We start from the raw sequence: 14,205 nt of genomic DNA, 5'->3' as shown, positions 1-14,205 counted from the left end.
GGTCAGTGGGGGGCGGCGTTGGCGGGTGGCGCGGCGGACCCGGGCAACTGGCGCTCCAGCCCCAGCAGGGCGGCCCACACCAGCATGTTCGAAAACAGGTAGAACATGATCCCGCTGTTGTGGGCGAAAAACACCTGCGTCAGGCCGAACCCGATGTACAGCACCGGAATGCAGAGGCCGCACAGCCGCAAGGCCAGCACCTGGCTGCGCAGCCTGGGCTGCGCATCCCAGGCGGCCAGGCGTGCGCGGCTGGGCCAGAACATGTAGATGGGCAGGGCGTAGAAGCACAGCACCACGGCCATGCCCGCCAGGCCGACTTTCACGAACAGGTCCAGCATTTCGTTGTGGACGTAGATGTATTCCAGGATGGAGGTGTGGTATTTGCCCGCCGCCACGCGGGCCGCTTTCTCGGCCAGGTAGCCGGCCACGCCCCAGCCCAGGAGCGGGCGTTCCCGGCCCATGTCCCAGGCCAGCCGCCAATGCTCCAGGCGCTGCCCGACGGAGGTGTCGGCATCGCCGCGCTGGTCGTAGGTCTGCACCTCGCTCTCCATCGACCCCCAGCGCTGCGTCACCAGGTCAAAATTCAAGGCGCAGACGATTGCCACCGCAGCGACCAGCCCGACGACCGCCTTCCAGAGCGCCTGGCGGCGGATCTGGAAAAGCAGCACCAGCCCGACCGGCGTAGCGACCAGCAAGGCCAGCCACCCACCGCGCGACAGCGACAGCACCGATGCGTTGAGCCCCGCCAGCACGGCCACCAGGGCCAGCAGCTTGACCGGCCGCGTCAATTGGCGCCGCAAGCCCAGGGCCAGCATGGCCAGCATCACGGCCAGCAGCAGCGCCAGGTTGCCGTACTGGATCGCATTGGTGTGGCCGGAGGCCCGCCAGGCGCCCTTGACGTACACCTGCCAGGCAGCGATGGCGCCCGCGCCGAAGCACCCCACGACCAGCCCCCAGAACAGCGCCTGGGGCCGGGGCGGGTTGATCGTGACGAACAGCAGACATCCCGCGCCCAGCAAGAACTTGACGGGCCGGTCCCACTGGCCCGCATGCTCGCGCGGGTCGGACAAGGCGATCCACAGGACGGCCATCGCGAGCATCAGAATCGCCAGCAAGTACGTGAGCCGGTCATGCTGCTGGAAAGGCCAGCGGCGAATGGTCAGCAGTGCGCCGACGAACAAAAGCCCGGCACCGTAGGAATAGCCGGACGGCAGCCACAGCGCAAGCCCTGGAACCATGAATGCCGCCAGGGTGGCGAGCTGCCGGGGCCACGGCATGGCGTGGAGGAAGGAAGGAGGCTTCATCAATCAATGGCGGGGAATTGCTGAAAGCCGAGTATGGAGAATGTTGCAAGCGCATGACGTTGCCATGCGTTGCCGGGGCAGCCATGGCCGGGCATCGGGCCCGGCCCAAGGCAAGGCGGCACTCAATGCGCGGAACGGAAAGCCTCGCCCGCCTTCAGGCGGTAGACCGTGCCGCAATAGGGGCACTTGGCCTCGCCCGTGTGCGCCACGTCGAGGAAGACGCGCGGGTGGCCATTCCATAGCTGCATGGCGGCCTTGGGGTTGGGGCAGAACACGCCGCCCTGCGGGTTCAGGTCCTTGGCAAGCAGTTCTACGGCGGATGCGCTGGACATGGGGTTACACCTTTGCGAGCCAGTGGGCGTATTGCGGATTGCGCCCGTTCACGATGTCGAAGAATGCGCCCTGGATCTTCTCGGTCACGGGCCCGCGCGCGCCGCTGCCGATCTCCACGCGGTCAAGCTCGCGGATGGGCGTGACTTCCGCCGCTGTGCCGGTGAAGAAAGCCTCGTCGGCGATGTACACCTCGTCACGCGTGATACGCTTTTGCACCACTTCCAGGCCCAGATCCTTGGCGATGTGCAGGATGGTGTTGCGCGTGATGCCGTTGAGGGCGCCCGCCGACAGGTCGGGCGTGTAGACCACGCCGCCCTTGACGATGAAGACGTTCTCGCCCGAGCCTTCGGAAACGAAGCCCGATGCATCCAGCAGCAGGGCCTCGTCGTAGCCGTCGTCGGTGGCTTCCATGTTGGCGAGGATGGAGTTGGTGTAGTTGCTCACCGCCTTGGCCTGCGTCATCGTGATGTTGACGTGGTGGCGCGTGTAGCTGCTGGTCTTCACGCGGATGCCGCGCTTCATGCCGTCCTCGCCCAGGTAGGCGCCCCAGCTCCAGGCCGCGACCATGGCATGCACGGTGTTGCCCCTGGGGCTGACGCCGAGCTTCTCGGAGCCGATCCAGACCAGCGGGCGCAGGTAGCAGCTCTGCAGCTTGTTGGCGCGCACCACGGCCTTCTGCGCCTCGTTGACCTGCTCTTTCGAAAACGGGATCTTCATGCGCAGCACCTTGGCGCTGTTGAACAGGCGCTCGGTGTGGTCTTCGAGCCGGAAGATCGATGTGCCGCCCAGGGCGGCGTAGGCGCGCACGCCCTCGAAGACGCCGCAGCCATAGTGCAGCGTGTGTGTGAGCACATGGATCTTGGCGTCGCGCCAGTCGACCAGTTCGCCATCGAACCAGATCTTGCCGTCGCGGTCGGCCAGCGAAGGGATTGCGGAACTCATGGGGAAATCCTCGATAAGCGGGTTTACAGGTGTCGCAAAGCCCGCGATTTTACGGTGCCGGAGTCTCGGCGGCAGGTTGCGCGTCGTCGGATTGGGGCGGGCGCCACAGCGTCCAGTGCCGCACGCGGCCATTGCGGAATTCTGCCGTCACGTGCGACTGCGTGCCGTCGGTCCAGCGGAACACCTCGGGCTGCTGGCCGGCGGGCGACTGCTGGGCGCCGAGCGCGCGGGTCATGGCCACCACGTGCATCAGCGTCATGCCGGGCCTGAGCTTGGCGTTGAGCATCACGGCGCTGGCGACGTAGCCGACGGGCCGCTCCGCCGCGCGCCCCAGCACCTTCATGAGCCGCGTGTAGTGCAGCATCGCCCACATCACCAGACCGCCCGCGACGCCCGCTGCGCCCATCCATCCATAGGCCCGCCAGGCCGCCGCCAGCAGCGCCAGGCAGCCCAGGGGAACGAGTATTCGGGTCAGATTCATGGCCCGCATTGTCGCAAAGCGGCGCCGGCTATTGCAGCTGCCGCAGCAGCGCGATGGCCTCCTCCACCCGCTCGACCGCATGGATGGCCAGCCCCTCGATGGGTTTTTTGGGCGCATTGGCCTTGGGCACCACGGCCACGGAAAAGCCGAGCTTGGCCGCCTCGCGCAGCCGCTCCTGGCCGCGCGGCGCGGGCCGCACCTCGCCGGCCAGCCCCACTTCGCCGAAGGCGATGAAGCCCTTGGGCAGCGGCTTGGCGCGCAGGCTGGACGCGATGGCGAGCATTACAGCCAAATCCGCCGCCGGCTCGCTGATGCGCACGCCACCCACGGCGTTGACGAACACGTCCTGGTCCATGCAGTCGATGCCCGCATGGCGGTGCAGCACCGCCAGCAGCATGGCGAGGCGGTCGCGCTCCAGCCCCACCGAGAGCCGCCGCGGACTGGGCCCCCCGCCGTCCACCAGGGCCTGGATTTCCACGAGCAGCGGGCGCGTGCCTTCGAGCGTGACCAGCACGCAACTGCCCGGCACGGGCTCGCTGTGCTGGCTCAGGAAGATCGCGCTGGGGTTGGAGACGCCCTTCAGACCCTTCTCCGTCATGGCGAACACGCCGATCTCGTTGACGGCGCCGAAGCGGTTCTTGATCGCGCGCACCAGGCGAAAGCTGCTGTGCGTGTCGCCCTCGAAGTACAGCACCGTGTCCACCATGTGCTCCAGCACGCGCGGACCAGCCAGCGCGCCTTCCTTGGTCACATGGCCCACCAGCACGATGGCGGTGCCGCTGGCCTTGGCCGCGCGCGTGAGGTGGGCCGCGCATTCGCGCACCTGGGCCACCGAACCGGGCGCGCTGCTGAGCTGTTCCGAATACACGGTCTGGATCGAATCGACCACCGCCACCGCGGGGTGCAGCGCGTCGATGGTGGCCAGCATCTTCTCCAACTGGATTTCCGCCAGAACTTGCACCCGCGACTGCTCCAGCCCCAGGCGGCGCGAGCGCAGCGCCACCTGCGCGCCGCTTTCCTCGCCCGTCACGTACAGGGTGGACAGGCCAGCGCGCTCCAGCGCGTCCAGCGCCTGCAGCAGCAGCGTGGACTTGCCGATGCCCGGGTCGCCGCCGATCAGCACCACGCCGCCCTCCACCACGCCGCCGCCGAGCACGCGATCCAACTCGTCGATGCCCGTGGGCGTGCGCGCCACGTCGGTGGCCTCGATGTCGGCCAGCACGGCCACCTCGGCGGTGCTGGCCAGCGCCTGGAAGCGCGGCGTGCCGAAACGGTTGCGGCCCGGTGTGTCGGGCATGCCTTCCACCAGCGTGTTCCAGGCGTTGCAGTGCGGGCACTTGCCGAGCCACTTGGGGCTGGTGCCGGCGCATTCGCTGCAGGTGTAGATCGTTTTTTCCTTGGACATCGGATGCCAAGCCTATCACCGGGGCGGATGCGCAAAACGGCGATACTGTGCGCCCTGGGGCGGGCCCCGCCCCGCCCGCCACGACGACCAGGAGATGAGCCATGAGCCCCGCCGCAATCCTCCCGCAGCGCCGGGAAGCCGGACCCCGCCTGAGATGGAACACTCCCCCAGGCTCGCCCACTGCGTGTGGCCGCCAACCCCCTCGCCGGGGGCGATACCGGCGGCCCGGCAAAGCCGGTTGCGCGGTATCCCTGGCATTGGGCTGCGCCAGTTTCATGCGATGCGGGTGGCGCGCGAGCGCCATGGATAACTGACATGAAGATATGCATCTACGGCGCCGGCGCCATCGGCGGCTGGCTGGGCGCGCGGCTGGCCCCGCACACGGGCGCACCGCTGGCCGTGGTGGCGCGCGGCGCCACGCTGGCGGCGCTGCGCGAACACGGCCTGCGGCTGACCAGCCCCGACGGCGACATCCACACGCCCGTGCAGGCCAGCGACGACCCCGCCGTGCTCGGCGTGCAGGACCTCGTGATCGTGGCCGTGAAGGCACCGGCACTCACCGAGGTGGCGCGGCGCATCGGTCCGCTGATCGGCCCCGGCACCACGGTGCTGACGGCCATGAACGGCGTGCCATGGTGGTTCCTCGACGGCTTTGGCGGCGTGCTGCAAGGCACGCGGCTGCGCTCGGTGGACCCGGACGGCGCGATTGCCCAGGCCATTCCCACGGCGCGCGTGGTGGGCTGCGTGGTGCATGCGAGCTGCTCGCTCGACGGGCCCGGCGCGGCGCGCCACAACCCGGGCGGGCGCAAGGTCATCATCGGCGAGCCCTCTGGGCACATCACGCCGCGCGTGCAGGCGCTGTCCGCGCTGCTGGCGCAGGGCGGCATCGAGGCACCGGTGTCGGAGCAGATCCAGCGCGACGTCTGGTTCAAGCTCTGGGGCAACATGACCATGAACCCCGTGAGCGCGCTGACCGGCGCGACGATCGATCGCATCCTCGACGACGATCTCGTGCACCAGTTCACGACGCGCGTGATGTGTGAGGCCAGGGAAATCGGCGCGCGTATCGGCATCCCGATCGCCGAAGATCCGGAGGACCGGCAGCAGGTGTCGCGCAAGCTCGGCGCCGTCAGGACATCCATGCTGCAGGACGTGGAGGCGGGCCGCCCCGTGGAACTGGACGCGCTCGTCGGCTCCGTGCGCGAGCTGGGACAACTGACCGGCGTGGCAACGCCCTTCACCGACGCGCTGCTGGGCCTGGCACGGCTGAAAGCGCGTGTGCTGGGGCTGTACTGAACCTATTGCTGAATTTCTCCGCAACTCCAAGCAAAATCGACCGCTAGCGCAATAAATACGGGCGCTGATAGCTATATTTTTGATAGCAATTGACAAGATGCCGGGTTCGCCCGGCATTTTTTTGCCTGGCGCAGGATGCCGGGGGACTCGTGCCCCCCGCGTTAACCCCTATGGAATGCCATACCATCGCACGTAACATATCAATGATCTTGCGTGAGATATTAATCACGCCATCGCAACCAAAGGAGACAAGACATGCAGCAATACATGAAAGGACGCCGGGCACTGGTGGCCGGGCTGGCGGCGGGGCTGCTGGCAGCGGGCTGGGCCCACGCGGCGGAACCGGCCACGTTCAAGATCGGCGGCGTGGTGTCGCTCTCGGGCACCTACGGCATCTTCGGCGAGGACATGCGCAAGGGCGTGGAAGTCGCCATCGCGCAGCGCGGCGGCAAGGTGTTGGGCAAACCCATCGAGGTGCTCTGGGAAGACGACGAGACCAAGCCGCAGCCCGCCGTGCAGAAGGTCACGCGGCTGATTTCCGACGACGTGCAGATGATCTTCGGCGCCGTCAGTTCGGCCTCCACCATCGCCATCATGAACATCGCCAGGCAGCGCAAGGTACCGCACCTGGTGACCATGTCGGCCGACGACAAGATCACCGTGCCCGGCGGCTCGCGCTACACCTTCCGCACCTCCAACACGCTGGGCATGGAGCAACGCATGGCGCTGGCGTTCACCAAGGACAAAAAGCTCAAGCGCATCTATGGCGTGACGGCCGACTACCAGGCCACGCGCGACAGTTGGGAGTGGTACCGCAAGGAAGCCGAGAAGGCCGGCGTGGAGATCGTCGGCGCCGACTTCGCGCCGCTGGGCAACCGCGACTACTCGTCCATCGTGGACAAGATCGCCCGCTCCAACGCCGACGGCGTGGCGCTGTTCATGACCGGCTCGGACGCGGTGACCATGGTCAAGCAGGCCGGCCAGGTGAACCTGGGCGCCAGCCGCGCCATCTTCGGCCCCGTGATCGCCGACGAAACCATGGCCGCGGGCGTGGGCCCGGCCTCCATCGGCGTGCAGTCGGGCGTGCGTTACCACTTCTCGGTGGACAGCCCGGCCAACCGCGCCTTCGTCGAGGCCTACCGCAAGAAGTACAACGAGTTCCCCTCCAGCGCGGCGGGCGAGGCCTACGACGGCATGCGCTGGTGGCTCGACGTGGTGGACAAGACCGGCTCCTGGGACAAGGAAAAATGGGTCACCGCGTTCGAGAGCAGCGTCAACGACCAATCGGTGGAGGGCCGCAAGTCCATGCGCGCCTGCGACCACCAGGCCATGCAGGACGGCCTGTGGGGCGTGGTCGCCAAGGGCGCGCCGCCGCAGCCGGCCTACGTGATGCAGATCGCCAAGGTCTTCCCGCCCACCGAGGTGTTCGAGGGCTGCCAGCCCTGATTCTCCGCCTGGCGGGTCGCCTTGCCGGCCCGCCAGCGCCGCACCAACCGCTGCCGCCATGTCCACCCTCATCATCGGCCTGAGCCTGGGAATGCTGCTGTTCCTGCTGGCGTCGGGCCTCACTCTCATCTTCGGCATGCTGGGCGTCATCAACTTCGCCCACGGCGCGCTGTACATGCTGGGCGCCTACCTGGCGTTCGACATCGGCCGGCGCACCGGCTCGTTCACCGCCGGCGTGGTGCTGGCCACGCTGCTCACCGGCGTCGCCGGCGCGCTGATGGAGCGGCTGGCGCTGCGGCCCATCTACCAGCGCCCGCACTTCTACCAGATCATCCTGACCTTCGGCTTCATCCTGGTCATCGGCGAGCTGGTCAAGTTCGTCTGGGGCCTGGGCTACCAGGAGGCCGCCATGCCGCCCGCGCTGTCCGGCACGCTGCAGGTCGCCGGCAGCACCATCCCCGTCTACCGCCTGTTCGTGATCGGCCTGGGCGCGGCGGCGTGCCTGGGCCTGTTCCTGCTGCTGGAGCGCAGCACCTTCGGCATGCTGGTGCGCGCGGCCAGCAGCGATGGCGAGATGGTGCGCCTGCTGGGCCTGCCGGCCTCGGCGGTGCGCACGTCGGTGTTCGCGCTCGGCGCCGCGCTCGCGGGCCTGGCCGGGGCCATCGCCGCGCCGCTGTTCCCGGTGGAGCTGGGCATGGCCACCAACACCATCATCGACTGCTTCATCGTGGTGATCCTCGGCGGCCTGGGCAACATCCGCGGCGCGGTGGCTGCCTCGCTGCTGATCGGCATGGTGCGCGCACTGGGCTACACCTTCGCGCCGAGCTGGGTCGACGTGCTGACCTTCGCGCTGCTCATCGCCACGCTGCTGACCCGCCCGCAGGGGCTGTTTTCCCGTCCCGTGAGGGCCGCATGAACCTTTCCCGCTTCGACCGCTGGACCGGCGCCCTGGCGTGCCTGCTGATCGCGGCGCTGCCGCTGGCCACGCGCGACGACTTCCTGCTCAACCTGGCCACGCTGGTGATGGTGTGGTCGATCTTCGCCGTCGGCTTCGACCTGGTGTTCGGTGCCCTGGGCATGGTGTCGCTCGGGCACGCGAGCTTCCTGGGCATCGGCGGCTACGCGCTGGCCATCGGCACGCAGCGCCTGGGGCTGCCGTTCTCCGCCGCGCTGCTGCTGGCGGTGGCGCTGGGGGGCTTGAGCGCCTGGCTCATCAGCTTCTTCGCGCTGCGCGTCTCGGGCATCTTCTTCGCGCTGGTCACGCTGGCGCTGTCGCAACTGCTCTACATCCTGGCCGACAGCAAGCTGCGTGCCCTCACCGGCGGCGCCGACGGGCTGCCCGGCGTGGACCGGCCGGCCTTCGCGGGCATCGACTTCTTCGACTCGCTGAACTTCTATGGCTTCGTCGCCGTCATCTTCCTGCTCGTGATGCTGGGCGTGGCCGTGCTGCGGGCCTCGCCGTTCGGGCGCGTGGTGGCGGGCATCCGGCAGAACGAGATCCGCTGCGAGCAGCTCGGCTGCGACGTACAGCGCGTGCGCCAGCTCACCTTCGTGGCTTCGGGCGGCGTCAGCGGGCTGGCCGGCGCGCTGCTGGCCTCGCTGCTGATGTACGTGAACCCGCAGATGCTGCACTGGACCACCTCGGGCGACGTGATCATCATGACCTTGCTGGGCGGCGCGGGCACGCTGTGGGGGCCGGTGGCCGGCGTGCTGCTGTTCGAGGTGCTCAAGGAATGGCTGAGCGGCAGGACGCCCTACTGGTACGGCATCCTGGGCCTGGTCTTCATCCTGGCCACCATCTACTGCCCGCGCGGCGTGCTGGGCGAAATCCAGCACCAGTTGCGCACGCGCCGGCCGCGCCGCGCGCGGCCGGCGGTGGTGTCCCCGGCGCCAGCACACATCGCACCGCAGCCGGAGCAGCAGGCATGAACGGCGACATCGCTTTGCGCTGCGTCGGCGTGGGCGTGCGCTTCGGCGCGCTGCAAGCGCTCGACGGCGTGCATTACGACTTCCACCGCGGCGGCGTGTACGGCCTGATCGGCCCCAACGGCGCGGGCAAGACCACGCTGCTCAACGTGCTGGCCGGGCGCCTGCCACACCACAGCGGCAGCATCGTCTGCGAGGGCGTGGACATCACCCGCATGCCGCCGCACGCGCGCGCGCGCTGCGGCATCGGACGCAGCTTCCAGATCACCAAGATATTCCCCGACCTGACGGTACTGGAGAACCTGCGCATCGCCGCCCAGATCGGCCACGGGCGCTTCCTGCCGTTCTGGCTGGCACCGCGCTACGACCGCAGGCTGGCCCCGGCCATCGACGCCATGCTGGAGCGCACCGGCCTGCACGCCCACCGCGACACGGTGGCGGGCACGCTGTCGTACGGCCTGCAGCGCGCGCTGGAACTGGGCGTGACGCTGATGCCGGACCCGCGCATCCTGCTGCTCGACGAGCCGCTGGCGGGCGTGGGCCACCACGAGATCGAAGGCGCCACGCACCTCATCGAAGCCGCCTCGGCGGGCCGCACGGTGCTGCTGGTGGAGCACAACATGGACGTGGTGATGCGTCTGTCCCGGCACATCGTGGTCATGTCCAATGGCCGCGTGATCGCCGACGGCCTGCCCGGCGAGATCCGCGCCAACCCGCTGGTGCGCTCGGTCTACCTGGGCGAGGAAGAAGACGAGGTGGCGGCATGATCGCGCTCGAACAGGCCAGCGTGCAGTACGGCCATGCGCTGGCGCTCGGCGACGTGACGCTGCGCGCGGACGCCGGCGAGATCGTCGCCATCGTGGGCCGCAACGGCGCGGGCAAATCGACCACGCTCAAGGCCATGGCCGGCCTGCTGCCGCTGGTGCGCGGGCGACGCATGGTCGGCGGGCAGGACGCCACGCACCTGGCGGTGGAGCAGATCAGCCGCCTGGGCGTGGCACTGGTGCCCGACACGCGCCGCATCTTCCCCAACCTGTCGGTGCTGGAGAACCTGCGCATCGGCGCGCTGGCGCATCGGCCCGGCTACTGGACGGTGCCGCGCGTGCTCGACATCTTCCCGCGGCTGGGCGAGCGCATCGCCTTTGGCGGCGACCAGCTCTCGGGCGGCGAGCAGCAGATGCTGGCGATCGCCCGCGCCTTGCTGGGCAACCCGCGCATGCTGCTGCTCGACGAGCCCACCGAAGGACTGGCCCCGCTGATCGTCAACCACCTGATCGGCGTCTTCGCCGAGGTGCACCGGCAGGGCACGGGCATCGTGCTGGTCGAGCAGAACCTCAAGGTGCCCATGCGGCTGGCACAGCGCCAGTACGTGCTCGACCACGGCAGCGTGGCCTGGGAAGGCAGCACGGCGCAATTGATCGCCCAGCGCGAGCAGGTCGAATCCATCATCACTCTGGGAGTATCGGCATGAGCCACCCACCCATTCATATCGCCGGTGTCGGCATCACCCCTTTCGGCAAGCAGCCGGACAGGAGCGTCAAGGACCTGGTGCGCGAAGCGGTCACCGCCGCGTTGCAGGACGCGGGCTGCGAAGCGCGCGACCTGCAGGCGGCCTACTTCGCCACCGCCGGCCAGGGTGCCATCGAGGGCCAGCACATGGTGGCCGGCGAGATCGCGCTCAAGGCCATGGGCATCACCGGCATCCCGGTGACCAACGTGGAGAACGCCTGTGCCAGCTCCAGCACCGCGCTCAACGCCGCGCAGTGGTACGTGGCCGCGGGCGGCGGCGACATCTGCCTGGTGGTGGGCGTGGACAAGCTGTTCTCGCCCGACAAGGAGAAGAGCTTCGCCGTGTTCGACGGCGCCTGGGACGTGCACGCCGTGCAGGCGCAGGTCGAGCTGCTGCGCGCGCTCGCCCCGCGCGTGCAGCCCCCGGCCGACTACGTGGAGCCGGGCCGGCGCAGCGTGTTCATGGACGTCTACGCCAGCTTGGCGCGCCTGCACATGCAGACCTTCGGCACCACGCAGCGGCAGATCGCCGCCGTGGCGGCCAAGAACCATGTGCATTCCACGCGCAACCCGCTGGCGCAGTTCCAGTACCCGCTCACGATCGACGAGGTGCTGGCCGCGCGCGCCGTGTCGTGGCCACTCACGCTGCCGATGTGCGCGCCCATCGGCGACGGCGCCGCCGCCGCCATCGTCTGCAACGCAGCGGGCTTGCGCCGCTTGCAAAACCTGCGGCGCGAGCGCGCGGTGCGCGTGCATGCCAGCGTGCTGCGCAGCGCCACCGAACGCCCTGCCGACCAGTACAGCCGGCATCTATGCCATCTGGCCGCACTTGAAGCCTACGAAAAAGCAGGCGTGGGGCCAAAGGACATGTCGCTGGCCGAAGTGCACGACGCCACGGCCTTCGCCGAGATCCAGCAGACCGAAGCGCTGGGCTTCTGCGCCTTCGGCGAGGGCGGCCCGATGGCCGAGGCAGGCGCCACCACGCTGGGCGGGCGCATCCCCATCAACGTCAACGGGGGCCTTCTTTCGCGCGGCCATCCCATCGGCGCCACCGGCCTGGCGCAGGTGCATGAAATGGTCACGCAGTTGCGTGGCGAGGCCGGCACGCGGCAGGTCGAGGGCGCGCGCTTCGCCATCGCCGAGAACGGCGGCGGCTTCAACGGCGTCGAGGAAGCCGTGACCTGCATCACCATTCTGGGCCGCTGAGCCCGGCACCACCCGTCAAGGAGAACACCCCATGCATCTGAGCCGACTGTTCCAGCGCAGCGTGCGCATGTTCGGCGACCGCCCCGCGCTGGCCCGTGGCGCCGCCCCGGCACTGACCTATGCCGCGCTGGACCTGCGCGTGCGCGCCCTGGCCCGCTGGCTGCGCGAAGACCAGCAACTCCAGCCCGGCGACCGCGTCGTGCTGGCGATGAAAAACTGCACCGAATACGCCGTGGCGCTGCTGGCGCTGTGGCACGCGCGCCTGTGCGCAGTGCCGGTCAACAACAAGCTGCATCCGTCCGAAATCGGCTACGTGCTGGAGAACTCCGGCGCGCGCCTGTGTTTCTCGCAGGGCGCGCTGCACGAAGCGCTGGGCCCGCTGGCCACGCAAACCAGTGTGCGCCTGGTGGACGTGCAGGGCCCGGCATGGCAGGCCGCACTGGCCGGCTCGGCGCTGCCCGCCGACGCCGGCGTTCACGGCGGCGACGGCGAACTGGCCTGGCTGTTCTACACCAGCGGCACCACGGGCCGCCCCAAGGGCGTGATGCTGAGCCACGCCAACCTGGTGGCCATGGCGCTGAACTTTCACGCCGACGTGCTGACCATCGACGAACGCGACGCGCTGCTGCACGTGGCGCCCATGTCGCACGGCGGCGGCCTGTATGGGATTCCCTACTGGATGCATGGCGGCCTGCAGGTGGTGCCCGAGAGCGGCGGCCTCGACGAGGCGGAGCTGTTCGCCCTGTTGCACCACTACCCGCGCGCCAGCATGTTCGCGGCCCCCACCATCGTCACCCGCATGGTGCAGCACGCGCGCGGCCTGCCGCCCGTGGCGGCGCAGGAACGCTGCCCCGGCCTGCGCTGCCTGTTCACCGGCGGCGCGCCGTTCTACGTGGAGGATGTCAAGGCCGCGGTGGCCTGCTTCGGCCCGCGCGTGGCGCAGATGTATGGCCAGGGCGAGACGCCGATGACCATCACCGCGCTGCGCGCCGAGCGCATCGCCCAGGCCGTGGCCGAGGGCGACGACACGCTGCTGGCCTCGGTGGGCTGGGAGCAGACTGCGGTGGAGGTGGACATCCTGGACGCCGACGGCGCGCCGGTGCCGCCGGACACGCTGGGCGAGGTGGTGGTGCGCAGCCCGACCGTGATGCTGGGCTACTGGAACAACCCCGAAGCCACGGCCCAGGCCATGCCCGGCGGCGCGCTGCGCACCGGCGACGTGGGCCTGGTGGATGCGCGCGGCCTGCTGCACCTGAAGGACCGATCCAAGGACGTGATCATCAGCGGCGGCACCAACATCTACCCGCGCGAGGTGGAAGAGGCGCTGCTGCGCCACCCGGCGGTGGAAGAAGTGTCGGTGATCGGCACGCCCGATGCAGAGTGGGGCGAGGCAGTCACGGCCTTCGTGGTGCGGCGTGCGGGTGCCGCAGTGGATGAAGCGGCGCTGGACCAGCTCTGCATCGACAGCATCGCGCGCTTCAAGCGGCCCAAGCATTACGTGTTCGTGCCGCAGTTGCCCAAGAACCCGACCGGCAAGGTGTTAAAAAGCGAGCTTCGCAAAAACTACCGCCCTGCCGCCCTTTCCGTCCATGCCTGATGCAGAAGCCCCCGACTCCCATACTCACACCGCGAGCGGCGGCGGGGGGCTGCTGTTCTCCCGCGCGGCCGTGGGCCAGACCGCGAAGGCCTACGGCGCGCTCGAAGAGCTGATCGTCACCGGCGGCCTGCCGCCCGGCAGCCAGTGGTCGGAGATCGCGCTGGCCGACACCATTGGCCTGGGGCGCACCCCCACGCGCGAGGCGCTGCAGAAGCTGGCCTACCAGCGGCTGGTGCGCATTGCGCCGCGCCAGGGCGTGTTCATCTCCGAGATCGACTACCAGGGCCAGCTCAAGATCATCCAGGCGCGGCGCGAAATCGAGCACCTGGTCATGGCCCAGGCCGCCCAGTGGGCCAGCGACGCCGAACGCGCGGCGCTGCGTCAGCTCGCGCAGGAGCTGGAGGAGCTCAAGGCGCACAGCGACATGCGCGTCTACATGCGCCTGCACTTCGCGATCACCAGCGCGCTGGGTGAAGCCTCGCGCAACAGCTATGCCGCGGAGTTCTACGCCATGCTGCAAACGCTGGCGCGGCGCTTCCTGTACTTCCACCAGAAGCGGCACACCAACCTGGTGGAGATATGCGACCTGCATATCCACCAACTCCTCGCCGTGGCCGATGGCAATGCAGCGGCGGCCGTGGAATCGGCCACTTTGCGCAATGACTATGCCGAGAACCTGGCGCGCGACATCCTGATGGAGCTGATCGTGACCTCCGCCGTGACCGTCAGCCCGGCCGGGCACGCCACGTGAGCCCCCCTC

At 69.0% G+C, this 14,205-nt stretch carries 14 protein-coding genes; 9 read left to right on the top strand and 5 right to left on the bottom strand.

Annotated features, from left to right (window positions below):
* Positions 1–2: 2 nt before the first annotated feature.
* From PY257_RS12850 to radA, 5 genes are all read right to left on the bottom strand, one after another.
* Positions 3–1,304, bottom strand: a complete 1,302-nt coding sequence (locus tag PY257_RS12850) for an O-antigen ligase family protein (RefSeq protein ID WP_275742421.1) — start codon at positions 1,302–1,304, stop codon at positions 3–5.
* 122 nt (positions 1,305–1,426) lie between these two features.
* Entirely contained in the window at positions 1,427–1,636 is a 210-nt protein-coding gene (locus tag PY257_RS12845; protein ID WP_275742419.1) for a zinc-finger domain-containing protein, read from the bottom strand.
* Positions 1,637–1,640: 4 nt separating this feature from the next.
* On the bottom strand, positions 1,641–2,579 hold the full coding sequence (locus tag PY257_RS12840; RefSeq protein ID WP_275742417.1) for a branched-chain amino acid transaminase: 939 nt from the start codon (positions 2,577–2,579) through the stop codon (positions 1,641–1,643).
* A gap of 49 nt (positions 2,580–2,628) precedes the next feature.
* Positions 2,629–3,060 (bottom strand): glycerate kinase, encoded by a 432-nt coding sequence (locus PY257_RS12835; protein WP_275742415.1) that lies wholly within the window; start codon positions 3,058–3,060, stop codon positions 2,629–2,631.
* Positions 3,061–3,088: 28 nt separating this feature from the next.
* Positions 3,089–4,465 carry a DNA repair protein RadA gene (radA, locus tag PY257_RS12830; protein WP_275742412.1) on the bottom strand — a complete coding sequence of 459 codons (1,377 nt, stop codon included), beginning with the start codon at positions 4,463–4,465 and terminating at the stop codon, positions 3,089–3,091.
* 315 nt (positions 4,466–4,780) lie between these two features.
* Here radA and PY257_RS12825 point away from each other — a divergent pair, with 315 nt between their 5' ends.
* The 9 genes from PY257_RS12825 to PY257_RS12785 all read left to right on the top strand — a co-directional run bounded on the left by PY257_RS12825 (position 4,781) and on the right by PY257_RS12785 (position 14,196).
* Positions 4,781–5,761, top strand: coding sequence for a 2-dehydropantoate 2-reductase (locus PY257_RS12825; protein ID WP_275742410.1), 981 nt, complete (start codon positions 4,781–4,783; stop codon positions 5,759–5,761).
* Positions 5,762–6,016: 255 nt separating this feature from the next.
* A complete protein-coding gene (locus PY257_RS12820; RefSeq protein WP_275742408.1) occupies positions 6,017–7,207 on the top strand; it encodes an ABC transporter substrate-binding protein in 1,191 nt (396 codons plus the stop codon).
* 58 nt (positions 7,208–7,265) lie between these two features.
* A complete protein-coding gene (locus PY257_RS12815; RefSeq protein WP_275742406.1) occupies positions 7,266–8,123 on the top strand; it encodes a branched-chain amino acid ABC transporter permease in 858 nt (285 codons plus the stop codon).
* A complete protein-coding gene (locus PY257_RS12810) occupies positions 8,120–9,136 on the top strand; it encodes a branched-chain amino acid ABC transporter permease (RefSeq protein ID WP_275742404.1) in 1,017 nt (338 codons plus the stop codon). The genes PY257_RS12815 and PY257_RS12810 overlap by 4 nt, the downstream gene beginning before the upstream one ends.
* Complete coding sequence (locus PY257_RS12805) at positions 9,133–9,900, top strand: ABC transporter ATP-binding protein (protein WP_275742402.1); 768 nt, start codon at positions 9,133–9,135, stop codon at positions 9,898–9,900. The genes PY257_RS12810 and PY257_RS12805 overlap by 4 nt, the downstream gene beginning before the upstream one ends.
* A complete protein-coding gene (locus PY257_RS12800; RefSeq protein ID WP_275742400.1) occupies positions 9,897–10,604 on the top strand; it encodes an ABC transporter ATP-binding protein in 708 nt (235 codons plus the stop codon). Before PY257_RS12805 ends, PY257_RS12800 begins: the two co-directional genes overlap by 4 nt.
* Complete coding sequence (locus PY257_RS12795) at positions 10,601–11,848, top strand: thiolase family protein (RefSeq protein WP_275742398.1); 1,248 nt, start codon at positions 10,601–10,603, stop codon at positions 11,846–11,848. Before PY257_RS12800 ends, PY257_RS12795 begins: the two co-directional genes overlap by 4 nt.
* A 31-nt stretch (positions 11,849–11,879) precedes the next feature.
* A complete protein-coding gene (locus PY257_RS12790; protein WP_275742396.1) occupies positions 11,880–13,445 on the top strand; it encodes an AMP-binding protein in 1,566 nt (521 codons plus the stop codon).
* Positions 13,438–14,196, top strand: a complete 759-nt coding sequence (locus PY257_RS12785; protein ID WP_275742394.1) for a GntR family transcriptional regulator — start codon at positions 13,438–13,440, stop codon at positions 14,194–14,196. The genes PY257_RS12790 and PY257_RS12785 overlap by 8 nt, the downstream gene beginning before the upstream one ends.
* The last annotated feature ends 9 nt before the right edge of the window (positions 14,197–14,205 follow it).

The sequence above is a fragment of the Curvibacter soli genome, assembly GCF_029211125.1.
Lineage (GTDB): Bacteria > Pseudomonadota > Gammaproteobacteria > Burkholderiales > Burkholderiaceae_C > Curvibacter_A > Curvibacter_A soli.
Note: the sequence above shows the minus strand (reverse complement) of the source record. Positions and strands in the feature narration are given on the sequence as shown.